We start from the raw sequence: 12329 nt of genomic DNA, 5'->3' as shown, positions 1-12329 counted from the left end.
TCGCGACGCAAGGCCGCTCCCACAAAGACCGCGCAGATCAGTGGATCACCCAGCTCATCACCCACAGCCCCAGCACCAGCCAGATGATCCCGAGGATGATCGAGGCGCGCATGAATGCGCGGATTGCCGAGTACAGCAGCATCAGGCCGATGATCAGGGCCAGGATGCTCAGCAGCGAGGTGTCCATGCCCAAGGTGCGCGACAGGCCATCGATGAAGTTGCCACCGGCATTGGCCAGCAGGTTGAACAGCCCGCTCAATGCGTCGACGATGAAGCGGATCAACGACCCCAGTGCCTGGCCCAGCCACTCGAAAAAACCTTCTACATGCATAGTTGCTTCCTGATGAAAAAATCGGCGAGGTTGTCGTCCCAAAGCCTTTGGCCATTACCTGGCCAGGTCGGTTCCCGATGCCAAGCTTAGCGCGACCACGCTGCCGAGCGGGCAGGTTGTTGCGTGCCACGCTGATCAGTCTGCTGGTGCTCGGCGGCCTGTTCTGGCTGGCTGACCGTGTCTGGCCGTTGCCGCTGCCGGGTGACGACCTGGCCCGGGTAGTGCTGGCCGAAGACGGCACGCCGTTGTGGCGCTTTGCCGATGCTGATGGCGTGTGGCGCTACCCCGTAAGCCCTGAAGAGGTTTCGCCGCTTTACCTGCAGGCTTTGCTGACTTACGAGGACCGTTGGTTCTACAACCACCCAGGGGTCAACCCGCTGGCATTGGCCCGGGCGGCCTGGCTGAACCTGCGCGGGGGGCGTGTCGTGTCGGGCGGCAGCACATTGTCGATGCAGGTGGCACGCCTGCTCGACCCGCACGACCGTACCCTGGTCGGCAAACTGCGCCAGCTATGGCGCACCTTGCAGCTGGAATGGCACTTGTCCAAGCGCGACATCCTGCAGATCTACCTGAACCGCGCACCGTTCGGCGGCACGCTTCAGGGCGTGGCGGCAGCCAGCTGGGCGTACCTGGGCAAGTCGCCCCTGCACTTGACACCTGCCGAAGCGGCACTGCTGGCCGTGCTGCCCCAGGCACCCAGCCGGCTGCGCCCGGACCGCCACCCCGAGCGTGCCCAGCGTGCCCGGGACAAGGTGCTGCAGCGCCTGGCTGAATACCAGGTGTGGCCGGCCCAGCAAATTCGCGAGGCGGCCGAGGAGCCGCTGGTGTTGGCGCCACGCCAGGAGCCGGCCCTGGCGCCATTGCTGGCCCGGCGCCTGAACAGCGCTGACAGCCCGCCGCTGATCCGTACCACGCTTGACGCCGCGCTTCAGCGGCGCCTCGAAGACTTGCTGCTGGGCTGGCGCGCACGGCTGCCGGAGCGTACCTCGGCCGCCATTCTGGTGGTCGAAGCGCAGAGCATGGCGGTGCGCGCGTACCTGGGCTCGATAGATTTGTCTGATGAGCGCCGCTTTGGCCATGTCGATATGGTGCGCTCGCTACGTTCGCCCGGCTCCACCCTCAAACCGTTTCTTTACGGCATGGCGCTGGACGATGGCCTGATCCATTCCGAATCGCTGTTGCAGGATGTTCCGCGACGCTATGGCGACTATCGCCCTGGCAACTTCTCCATGGGGTTCAGCGGGCCGGTGTCGGCCAGCTCGGCGTTGGCCCTGTCGCTCAACCTGCCCGCCGTGCAATTGCTGGAGGCCTACGGCCCGAAACGTTTTGCCGCGCAACTGCGCATGGCGGGCATGCCGTTGATACTGCCCCCCCTTGCCGAGCCCAACCTGTCGTTGATCCTGGGCGGTGCCGGCAGCCGGCTGGAGGACCTGGTCGGGGGCTACGCGGCACTGGCGCGGGGTGGCAACAGTGCGCAGGTGCGCTTGCAGCCACAGGCCCCTCTGGTGGAGCACCGGTTGCTGTCACCGGGGGCGGCGTGGATCATCCGGCGTATCCTCAGCGGCCAGGCGCGCCCGGACCGCGACCCGCACGCCGAACTGGTGCAGCGCCCGCTACTGGCCTGGAAAACCGGCACCAGCTACGGCTTCCGCGATGCCTGGTCGATTGGCGTGGGGCCGCGCTACCTGATCGGCGTATGGATTGGCCGCCCCGACGGTACACCGGTGCCTGGGCAGTTCGGCCTGGCGTCGGCGGCGCCGCTGATGTTGCAGGTGCACGATCTGTTGAGCAATCGCGACAGCCAACGCGGCATCAGCGTCCCGATAGCGCCGGTACCTGCGAATATCGACGTTGCGGCGATCTGTTGGCCGCTGGGCCAGCCGATGAGCAAGCAGGACACCAACTGTCGGCGTCAGCGCTTTGCATGGACCCTGGACGGCACCACGCCGCCAACCTTGCAGGCAGCCGACCAGCCGCTGGGCCTGGGTTTGCGCGAAAAAGTATGGGTCAACGAGCAGGGCTTGCGGGTCGATGGCAGCTGCCCGGGCGCCAAGGCGCGTGACATCGCCCTGTGGCCGGCGCCGCTGGAGCCTTGGCTACCCCGTGTCGAGCGGCGCATGGCGCGTTTGCCGGCCATCGACCCGGCCTGCCCGCCGCAGGCGCCGGCCAGTGCACCACCGCTGTCGATCGTCGGCGTGCGCCCAGGCGACAATCTGCGCCGCCCGGCCACCAGCACTGAGCCGTTGCAATTGCAGGTATCTGCCTTGGGTGGTGGTGGACGGCGCTGGTGGTTCCTCGACGGCCAGCCGTTGGGTGAAACCCAGGGGCAGGACAGCTTGTTGCTGCGTTTGCCACAGGTCGGGCAGGCCGAACTCAGCGCGCTGGACGAAAGCGGTCAGACGGCGCGGGTGGCGTTCCAGGTCAGTGAGTAGGTGTTCGACGACAGCCGGGCCAGCACCTACGCTTGCAAGTGACGGGTGTGACCGGCTGGTGCCCCGCAACCCATGGGAACATGGAGTGCCCTATGCGTCCTCTGGTCGTGCCCCTGATGTTGCTGCTTTGGGCACTTGCTGCCCACGCCGACCCGTTGCCGGGGTTTCTCGACAGCCATGAGTACGAGCGGCGTCTGCCCAGCGCCAACCTGCCGATGACGGACTACGCCCCTGTGAGCCCCCGCATACGGTTGGCAGGGGCGGCTATCGACAACCCCGACTGGGCCCCGGCCAACACCCGGCTGGTGCTGCAAAAAGTGCGCTTCGAGGGCGGCACGGTGTTCCCCTTGGGCGACCTGCGCGAACACTATCAGCCGCTGATCGGGCGCGAAACCACGTTGGGTGAATTGCAGCAATACACCCAGCGCCTGACCCAACGCTACCGGCAGAAGGGCTACTTGCTGTCGTATGCCTACCTGCCTCCTCAGGATGTGGCCGATGGCAGGGTCGACGTGGTGCTGGTCGAAGGTTACGTACGTGATTACCACGTGGACGGCGATATTGGACCGGCCAATGAGTATTTGCAGCAGTTGCTGGCGCGTATTGAGGCCGAGCGCCCACTGAGCCGCGAAACGCTGGAGCGCTATCTGGGCCTGGCTACGCGCATGCCAGGGGTCGTGGTAGAGGCCGAACTGGCAATGGCACGGGCTGCCGATGGTGTCGCCCGGCTGACGGTGCATGCGCGGCGCAAGCCGTTCAGCGCCGCTGTGACCGTGGCCGACTCCAGCCGTGATGCTGCACAGGCCCTGATCACCGTAGCCAGCGATGCCCAGACCCGCCATGGCGAACGCGTCACGGCCAGCTGGCTGCTGCCCCCTGGCAATGACCGGGTCTATTACCAGCGTCTCGATTACAGCCAGTACCTGGACGCCGCCGGTAGCCAACTGCTGCTGTCGGCGTCGCGCTACCGCAGCGAGCCCGGCACGCGAATACGTTTGGACGATGGCCGCGATATCACCCGCGAGCACGACAGTGAGCGCTATGCGATCGGCCTGCGTCAGCCGGTGGTTGTCAGGCCGAATGAGTGGCTGGCGGTGCAGGGCCACCTGTACTCGGTCAGTGAGCATGATGAAGACCGGATGGCCGAGCAGCCAACGTCTCGCAAATACGACACCTATGTGCGGGCGCTGTCATTCGAAGGTGACTGGCGCAAGGTGGAGCAGGGGCGTTTGCGTATCGTCAGTGCCGGGGTCCATCAGGGGCTGGACTACCTGGGGGCACGCAGCGATGCTGACTACGATCTCGACTTCCTGCGCGTGCGGCTTTCCGGTTTGCAGAGCGACACCCTGTTGGATAACTGGCAGGGGGTGGTGTCCGGGGCGTTGTACTGGAGTGATGATCGCTTGCCCGACAGCGAGCGGGCGGGGTTTGGCGGGCAGAATTTCGGGCGCGGTTACCCGCGCGATCAGGCGGACGGTGACAAGGGCTGGGGTGTGGCTTACGAGCTCAACTACAGCGTGCGCAGTAGCTGGCTTGCGCAGGTTCAGCCCTATGCGGTGATGGATACCGCTCAGGCCTGGCACAACCGGGGACCGGTGGAGGACGCCCATCTGGCTTCGGTGGCGCTGGGTGTGCGGTTAGGGGGTGGGCATGTGTTCAATGTGGCGCTGGAAGTGGCCAAGCCGTTGGCGGATGTGGCGCTGGATAGCCTGGACCGTGGGCCTCGGCTGTCGTTGAACCTGGCGATCCAGTTGTAGCAGGCAACTATGGGCTTGCAGGAGCAGCCTTTGCAGCACGAGGCCGCTCCAGATGGTAAGCCGAGCATTCACTCAATGGGTCGTGAACCGCTGGTGAACGGGCGACGAGCTGGGGGTCAGCGCCAGAGCCAGCTGGGTGCGGTTGTGCATATGCGTCAAACGCAATACCTGAGACACATACAGCTTCACGGTGTTTTCGGTAATGCCCAGTTCGCAGGCGATCTGGTAATTGGTCTTGCCCTTGCCTACCAGGCGCGCTACTTCCAGCTGGCGTGGTGACAGTTTCTCGAACGCTGCTGGCAGCTCGCTTTCGCTTTCTTCTGCATCACTGGCACGCCGGTGGGTGCCTTGGCCACGGGCTTTTTCCAGGTCCTGATACAGTTCGTCCACCGACTCGGCCAGTTCCTGCAAGCGCTGGTTCAGTCCACCCAGATCACGAAGGTTGCGCTGGCGCTCCAGCAAAGCCGCTTCTTGCCGACGGACGCCTGCCAGCAGTTCATCAAGGTCCATCGGCTTCTGGTAGTAATCGGCAAAACCTTCGCGTATTGCCCGGATCAAGTCCTGTTTCTCGGCACGCCCTGTCAACATGATGGCTTCGAACGTGCGCTGGCTGCCGTTGATTTCCTTCAAGGCGCGCACCAGCTCGATGCCATCCCGATCTGGCATGTGCAGGTCACAGATGAGCAAGCCGATGGTCGGGTCTGCCACATAGTGCTCGATGGCTTCGTCGGTTGAGAGGGCTGTAACGCAGGCATAGCCCTTGGTTTGAAGGAATTCACTCAGCTGTTCGACAATGACCGGTTGGTCATCAACCACCAACACCTTTACTTCACTCACTGATCTGGACACGATCAACTCCCTGTTCTTATACGGCCCTGCTCCCGTGCCAGACGCTCTGGCAGCTTAAAAGTAGTCGCACTCAGCGAATATGTACAAGGTCTGTACAAGTCATCGGACCACTGGAAGGGTTATTGGATCCATACGGCCGTTAGAAGAAAACCTGATAACACATAGGGGACGAATGCCTGCTTGTCGCCCATTTCTTCGGTCAGGGCCTGCAAACGCTTCTTTACCTTGGGGTTGAGCAGAGTCCACAGGCGGCGGCGGGTCAGTAGCCAGACCAGTACAGTGACACCCGCGCCAATGAAGGTGCCGAGCACATATTGCGGGCTGGTGGCCAAGGCCAGGGCGCCCATGAGCTTGACGTCGTCGGCGCCGAAGCGGCCGAGCATGTAGCCTGGCAGGGTCAGCAGCATGACGATGGCCAGCGCCCAACCGGCCTCGCTGGCTTCGGCGCCTATCCAGCTGTGACCGGTGCTGAACAGCCAGGCCAGGGCGCAGCCAGCCGCCCCCAGGGTCAGCACGTTGGAGATCTGGCGTTGACGCACATCCTGTTCGGAGCACAAGGCAAGCCACAGCAGGAGAACAATGCTTTGCATTGGCAGGTCGCCTTTCCCAAATGTTGAACACTTCTACCCGGTCAGTCAGGTTTCCTTAAAAGAAGATAGACGGGAACGTGCGGGGGAGTGCGGTTGGCATCGGAAAAAAGGCGTGCGTGGAATGGATTTTGTCGTAGCTGACACAGGCCAGGCCGGTGACGCAGTCGTACTCGGAATCGCCATCTATGTAGGCGTGGGGTCAGCCGCGAACATCCGCGAAGCCGGTGCCATGCACCGGGCCAATTGCTTCGCGGGTAAACCCGCTCCCGCCGGGCCACGGTGCATGCAAAAGCCGCGTTCCAACGCTATTTTTTGCTGCCCGGTGGGTAGTTGCCCAGCACCTTGGCCACGGTGTTGCGGATTGCGCTGTTGCGTTCTTCCGGGCTTGGCGGGTAGTTGTTCATGATCTGCTCGGCACTGCCGCGCCATACCAGCTTGCCGTCACGCCCATCGAACATGTCGACCTGGATAGTGGCGACCTTGTAGTCGACACTGCGGGTTTCGTTGTACATCGGGCCACCCCAGTAGCCGCCCCAGTAGCCACCCCAGCCACCGCCGTAGTTGGTGGTGATCTGTTGTTGGCGCTGCTCCACGATCAGGTATGTGCGTACTGTCAGGTCGGGCCGCGCTCCGCCTTGTACCGGGCGCAGGCCGCGCTGGTCGAGTTGGTCTGCCACCGCCTGGCGAATGCGCTGCTCGGTGAGGTCGCTCTTGATCCGTGGGTCATCCGGGCGGTACTGCAGGCCTGGCTCCTGCCATGCCCAGCTACGGTAGGCGGCAAAATCGCGGCTGGCATCGAAATCCTGCTGGACGTTGTTGCTGGAGCAGGCTGCGAGCAACAACGCGAATGACAGTAGAACGAGACGGCGCAACATGATGGTTCTCCGTTAGCTATTAACTGGGAGGATAGCCGCTGAGTGCCTTGTGCACAGAGTCGCGCAAGGCACTTTCGCGTTCGCGGGGCGAGTCCTTGTTGCTGCTGCTTTCGGCACTGGCGCTCCAGACCGGCTGGCCGCTGCGGGCGTCGTACAGGTCGATGCGCACCACCAGTACTTCGACCTCGTAGGTACGCACGATGGGCACGCTGGCATAGCCTCCATAACCGTGGCGGTAGCCGCCATAGCCGACACCTCCATAGGGGTACGGCCCGTAGTAGGGGTCATAGGTGTCGTAGTCACGCACTTGGCGCAAGCGTTTTTCCAGGCGCATATCGGCGCTCACCAGCAAGTCGCCAGGGCCTGCGCGAGAGGGGCGCAGGCCATGCTGGTCGAGCGCACCGCTGACGGCATCGGCCAGTTGCGCCGGGTCGGCATCGACAGTGCCGCTGGGCAACTGGCCGTTGCGCCAGCTCCAGCTGCGGTAGTGCCCATAATCACGAGCGGGCGCAGGGTAAGCACTGGCGTCGAAGGTGGTGGCCGCCTGGGCGGGGGCCGGTGGTAACGGGCGGCTGCTGGCCACATACGGGTTGCTGCCCTGGCAGCCAGCCAGGGCAATGGGCAGCAGGGCCAGGCACAACAGACGGTACGGCATGTGTTCCTCCCGGCGCGGCGGATTAGCGGGGGCGGCAAACCCAGTGCAGGTAGCGGCCAAGCCCGGCGAAGGTGGGGTGGCGACGGTGGGCCAGTTCCATTTCCAGCAGGTCGAGCAGCTCGGCCTTGCCCTGGAATTCCTTGGGCATATAGTCGTGAAACACCCGCACGCCGCTTTCGCTTTCAACCAGCCACATAGGCTCAAGTTGCGCCTTGAGTTCGCGTGGATCAAGCGGTTTCTGAGGGGTCAGGCTCTGCTTTTCACCTTCCAGCCGGTTGCTGCGCAACTTGCGGAAATGGCCCTTGAGCAGGTTGCGATAGACCAGGGCGTCGCGGTTGTAGAAGGCCAGCGATAACCAGCCGTCGGGGGCCGTGAGCTGATGCAGCACCGGCAGGATGCTCTCGGGTTCGGCCAGCCATTCGAGCACGGCGTGGCAGAGCACCAGGTCGTAGCGCTCGGTCAGTTGGCCGAGCAGGTCTTGCCAGGGCGCCTGGATGAAGATCGCGGTCTGGCCGGCTTCGGCAAAGCGTGCCCTGGCGCCGTCGAGCATGGGCGCCGCAGGTTCGGCCAGGGTCAGCTGGTGGCCGCGCTCGGCCAGCCACAAGGCCATGTGGCCCAACCCGGCGCCGATGTCGAGGATGCGTAGCGGGCGGTCGGGTAGCGCTTCGGCCAGGTCGGCCTGCAGCACGGCCAGGCGGATCGCACCCTTGGCGCCGCCATAGATCTTTTCGGCAAAGCGGGTGGCCAGCTCATCGAAATGACGGTCGTTCATCGGGCGAAGCGCCTCTCGCTGTCGGCCAGCTTGGCACGCACCACCTGGTCCATGTCCAGACCCAGTTCGCTGCACAGCAGCAACAGGTAGAGCACCACGTCACCGATTTCCTGGCCGGCGTGGGCCAGTTTGTCGGCAGGCAGCTGGCGCGATTCGTCCTCGCTCAGCCACTGGAAGATTTCTACCAGTTCGGCCATTTCGACGCTGGCGGCCATGGCCAGGTTCTTCGGGCTGTGGAAGCCGCGCCAGTCGTTGGTATCGCGGATCTGATGCAGGCGTTGGGTGAGTTCTTGCAGGTTCATCGGGGGTCTCCTATTGCTGCATAGCTTCTGCCCAGGCCCGATGCAAAGCAAGCGTATACCGCCAGGACAGGCCCGGCCTTACAGGCTCTCCCAACGGCCGACCATATGCAGCACGTCCCCGTGCCCGTCCAGGCGCAGTTGGCCCGAAGGGCCCGCTTCACTGGCACTGAGCACCACCTCCGAAGGCAACCTGACCGGCTTGCGGAAGTCCACCTCAAAGGCATAGCCACTGTGCGGCAAGTGCCCGCGCAGCGCGGCCAAGGCCATGGCCTTGGTCCACATGCCATGGGCAATGGCCGTGGGAAAGCCGAACAACCGCGCACTGACGGCACTGAGGTGGATAGGGTTGTAATCCCCGCACACCTTGGCATAACGCCGGCCGATATCACTGTCGGCGTACCAGCGGGTGGCCTCGGGCAACGGATCAGGCTCAGGGTCGGCGGGCTCACTTGCCTCGCCTTCCAGGGCCAAGCCTCGCACCAACATGCGGCTGGTCTCGCGCCAGAGCAGGCCGATACCATCTTCAGCCTCGGTGACCAGGTCGAAGGTGCCACCTTTGGCATGGCGCCGCAGGTTGTGCGCGTACACCGCAAAGCGCAGACCTTCGACAGCACCAAGCGGGCGCAGCACTTCGATGCGGTTGTGCAGGTGTACCAGGCCAAGCAGCGGGAAGGGGAAATCATCGGCCGTCATCAGCTGCAATTGCAGGGCAAACGCCATCACATGTGGATAGGTCCCCGGCAGGCGGCCATCATCGGGAAAGTGGCAAAGCCTTCGGTAGGCACCCAGATTGCCCGGCTGGACCCGAATGAAACAGCGCAGGCCATCGTCCGGCAGCCGTTCGCCGCTGATGGAGCGTTTGCTGGCTGCGCGCAGGTACAGGCTGGCGCGGGCGGCAGGGTTGTGCAGGTCGTGCCATTGTCGGCTCATGTTCAAGCCCCCATCAGTGCCTGGCCGCACACCCGCAGCACCTGGCCGTTGACCGACCCGGAGCCTGGCTGGCTGAGCCACGCAATGGCTTCGGCGACATCCTGCGGGCGCCCACCCTGGCCCAGCGAACTCAGGCGCCGGCCCGCCTCGCGCAGGCCCATGGGCATGGCTGCAGTCATGTGGGTTTCGATGAAACCGGGGGCGATGGCGTTGATGCTGCCACCACGCTCGGCGAGCCGTGGCGCCCAGGCCTGGGCCAGGCCGATCAGCCCGGCCTTGCTCGCGGCATAGTTGGCCTGCCCGCGGTTGCCGGCAATGCCGCTGACCGAGGCCAGCAGGGTGATGCGCGCGTTTTCCCCCAGCGCGCCGTTGTCATACAACGCCTGGGTGAGCACTTGCGGTGCCTTGAGGTTCACGGCCAGCACGGCGTCCCAGTATTCCGGCGTCATGTTGGCCAGCGTCTTGTCGCGGGTGATACCGGCGTTGTGCACCACGATATCGATGCCGTCGGGCAGGGCCGCGAGCAGTTGCGTTGCCGCATCGCTCGCGCATATGTCCAGTGGCAGTGCCTTGCCGCCGAGGCGTGCTGCGAGGGCGTCGAGGTCCTGGCTGGCCTGCGGTACATCCAGCAGCAGCACATCGGCGCCGTCCCGTGCCAAGGTTTCCGCAATGGCGGCGCCGATGCCGCGCGCAGCCCCCGTGACCAGCGCACGGCGGCCGCCGAGTGGGCGGGTCCAGTCCTCCACCTGGCTGGTGCAGGCTTGCAGGCGCAGTACCTGGCCAGAGATGAAGGCACTCTTTGGCGAGAGGAAGAAGCGCAGGGCGCCTTCCAGCTGATCTTCGGCACCGGGGGCGACATACAGCAGCTGGGCAGTCGCGCCATTGCGCAGTTCCTTGGCCAGTGAGCGGCTGAAGCCCTCAAGGGCACGCTGTGCAACGCTGGCCAGTGGGTCGTCGAGGCCTTCCGGTGCACGGCCCAGCACCAGTACATGGGCGCATGGGGCCAGGCTGCGTAACATCGGCTGGAAAAATTCACGCAACTGCTTCAGTGCATCGCTGTCGGACAAGTGACTGGCATCGAATACCACGGCCTTGATTTTCGGCCCCAGGCCGGCCACCCAGGCTTCAGCCTGCAGGTTGTCGGCATTGAAGCTGTATACCTCGTCCGTGAGGCGCGGGGCGATGGCTTCGACCTGCGTCGCCAGTGGCCCGCCACCCAGTACCAGGGCACCTTCCACCGGCCGCAGGCGGCCAGCCTGCCAGCGCTCCAGTGGCGCCGGGCGTGGCAGGCCAAGGGCATCCACGAGGCGGCGGCCGAGATTGGAGTTGGCAAAACCGAGGTAGCGATCGCTCATGAGTGGTCTCCCGAAAGGCAAGCTTGAAAGTGTGGACCAACTTTGCGGCAGGGTCGTTCGAATGCGGTAAAAACACCTAGGCTGTACCGAACAAATTGTTTCAGGAGGAACACGCGCATGCGTTCAACTCGCCGGGTCGCGATCCTGGGCGGCAACCGGATCCCTTTCGCCCGCTCCAATGGCGCCTACGCTACGGCCAGCAACCAGGCGATGCTCACGGCCGCGCTTGAAGGCTTGATCGAACGCTATCGCCTGCACGGGCTGCGGTTGGGCGAGGTGGTGGCCGGTGCCGTGCTCAAGCACTCGCGCGACATGAACCTGACCCGCGAGTGCGTGTTGGGTTCGCGCCTGTCACCGCAGACCCCGGCCTATGACATCCAGCAGGCCTGCGGTACCGGGCTGGAGGCTGCGCTGCTGGTAGCCAACAAGATTGCCCTGGGGCAGATCGACTGCGGTATTGCAGGCGGTGTCGATAGCACCTCCGATGCGCCAATCGCCGTCAACGAAGGCTTGCGCCACATATTGCTGCAGGCCAACCGTGGCAAAAGCCTTGGCGAACGGTTAAAGCCCTTCCTCAAGCTGCGGCCTCATCACCTGAAACCCGAGCTGCCACGCAATAGCGAGCCGCGTACGGGGTTGTCGATGGGTGAGCATTGCGAGCGCATGGCCCACACCTGGCGCGTTGGCCGCGCCGAGCAGGACGAATTGGCGCTGCTTAGCCACCAGAAGCTGGCCGCTGCCTATGCCGAGGGTTGGCAGGACGACCTGTTGACGCCGTTTCTTTCGCTGGCACGGGACAACAACCTGCGCCCCGACCTGAGTCTTGAACAGTTGGCCAGACTCAAACCAGCCTTTGACCGCAGCGGGCAGGGCACGTTGACGGCGGGTAATTCTACGCCGTTGACCGATGGTGCTTCGCTGGTGCTGTTGGGCAGCGAGGCGTGGGCGCAGCAGCAGGGGTTGCAGGTGCTTGCCTATCTGGTCGATGGCGAAACTGCTGCGGTGGATTTTGTCACGGGGCGCGAAGGGTTGTTGATGGCGCCGGTGTATGCCGTGCCGCGCTTGCTGGCACGCAATGGCCTGACGCTGCAGGACTTTGACTACTACGAAATCCACGAAGCCTTTGCGGCCCAGGTGCTGTGCACGCTCAAGGCCTGGGAGGATGCCGATTACTGCCGTGAGCGGTTGGGCCTGGAGGCGCCGCTTGGCGCGATCGACCGCAGCAAACTCAATGTCAAGGGCAGTTCGCTGGCGGCCGGGCACCCGTTCGCGGCGACCGGTGGGCGGATATTGGCCAACCTCGCCAAGCTGCTGGCGTCGGCGGGTAAGGGGCGCGGGCTGATTTCGATCTGTGCGGCAGGCGGGCAGGGGGTGACCGTTATCGTCGAGCGCTGAAGTACCTCCAGGGTAACGGCAGAGGGGGCGAGTGCCTCGATCATGATCCAGCTGTTAGGCTTGTCTGGTCAGAACTAAAAGAAAAT

At 64.3% G+C, this 12329-nt stretch carries 12 protein-coding genes; 3 read left to right on the top strand and 9 right to left on the bottom strand.

Annotation, left to right across the window (positions count from 1 at the left end; translation table 11 throughout):
- Positions 1 to 37: 37 nt before the first annotated feature.
- Complete coding sequence (locus tag N5D53_RS07610) at positions 38 to 331, bottom strand: hypothetical protein (RefSeq protein ID WP_004577004.1); 294 nt, start codon at positions 329 to 331, stop codon at positions 38 to 40.
- Between the two features lie 77 nt (positions 332 to 408).
- Here N5D53_RS07610 and pbpC point away from each other — a divergent pair, with 77 nt between their 5' ends.
- Positions 409 to 2763: a peptidoglycan glycosyltransferase PbpC gene (pbpC, locus tag N5D53_RS07605; RefSeq protein ID WP_266023400.1), complete on the top strand. Its 2355-nt coding sequence runs from the start codon at positions 409 to 411 to the stop codon at positions 2761 to 2763.
- Between the two features lie 92 nt (positions 2764 to 2855).
- On the top strand, positions 2856 to 4520 hold the full coding sequence (locus N5D53_RS07600) for a ShlB/FhaC/HecB family hemolysin secretion/activation protein (RefSeq protein WP_190869730.1): 1665 nt from the start codon (positions 2856 to 2858) through the stop codon (positions 4518 to 4520).
- Positions 4521 to 4592: 72 nt separating this feature from the next.
- Here the strand turns inward: N5D53_RS07600 and N5D53_RS07595 are convergent, their stop codons facing one another.
- The 8 genes from N5D53_RS07595 to N5D53_RS07560 form a co-directional block, all read right to left on the bottom strand.
- Positions 4593 to 5369, bottom strand: a complete 777-nt coding sequence (locus N5D53_RS07595; protein ID WP_190869729.1) for a response regulator transcription factor — start codon at positions 5367 to 5369, stop codon at positions 4593 to 4595.
- A gap of 119 nt (positions 5370 to 5488) precedes the next feature.
- Positions 5489 to 5959 (bottom strand): A24 family peptidase, encoded by a 471-nt coding sequence (locus tag N5D53_RS07590; protein ID WP_010951848.1) that lies wholly within the window; start codon positions 5957 to 5959, stop codon positions 5489 to 5491.
- Between the two features lie 305 nt (positions 5960 to 6264).
- The gene (locus tag N5D53_RS07585; protein WP_010951849.1) at positions 6265 to 6834 is read right to left on the bottom strand and encodes a DUF4136 domain-containing protein; all 570 of its coding nucleotides are present in this window, start codon (positions 6832 to 6834) and stop codon (positions 6265 to 6267) included.
- A gap of 19 nt (positions 6835 to 6853) precedes the next feature.
- Complete coding sequence (locus N5D53_RS07580; RefSeq protein WP_049587205.1) at positions 6854 to 7489, bottom strand: DUF4136 domain-containing protein; 636 nt, start codon at positions 7487 to 7489, stop codon at positions 6854 to 6856.
- A 22-nt stretch (positions 7490 to 7511) separates the two neighbouring features.
- Positions 7512 to 8261, bottom strand: a complete 750-nt coding sequence (locus N5D53_RS07575) for a methyltransferase domain-containing protein (RefSeq protein WP_190869728.1) — start codon at positions 8259 to 8261, stop codon at positions 7512 to 7514.
- Complete coding sequence (locus N5D53_RS07570; RefSeq protein ID WP_003255298.1) at positions 8258 to 8563, bottom strand: MazG-like family protein; 306 nt, start codon at positions 8561 to 8563, stop codon at positions 8258 to 8260. The genes N5D53_RS07575 and N5D53_RS07570 overlap by 4 nt, the downstream gene beginning before the upstream one ends.
- A 78-nt stretch (positions 8564 to 8641) precedes the next feature.
- Entirely contained in the window at positions 8642 to 9493 is an 852-nt protein-coding gene (locus N5D53_RS07565; protein ID WP_190869727.1) for a MaoC/PaaZ C-terminal domain-containing protein, read from the bottom strand.
- A 2-nt stretch (positions 9494 to 9495) separates the two neighbouring features.
- Positions 9496 to 10848, bottom strand: coding sequence for a 3-oxoacyl-ACP reductase (locus N5D53_RS07560; RefSeq protein ID WP_190869726.1), 1353 nt, complete (start codon positions 10846 to 10848; stop codon positions 9496 to 9498).
- A 117-nt stretch (positions 10849 to 10965) separates the two neighbouring features.
- Between N5D53_RS07560 and N5D53_RS07555 the strand changes: the two genes are divergently transcribed.
- A complete protein-coding gene (locus N5D53_RS07555; protein WP_104960725.1) occupies positions 10966 to 12243 on the top strand; it encodes an acetyl-CoA C-acetyltransferase in 1278 nt (425 codons plus the stop codon).
- Positions 12244 to 12329 lie beyond the last annotated feature (86 nt).

The sequence above is a fragment of the Pseudomonas sp. GD03862 genome, from assembly GCF_029840855.1.
Lineage (GTDB): Bacteria > Pseudomonadota > Gammaproteobacteria > Pseudomonadales > Pseudomonadaceae > Aquipseudomonas > Aquipseudomonas alloputida.
Note: the sequence above shows the minus strand (reverse complement) of the source record. Positions and strands in the feature narration are given on the sequence as shown.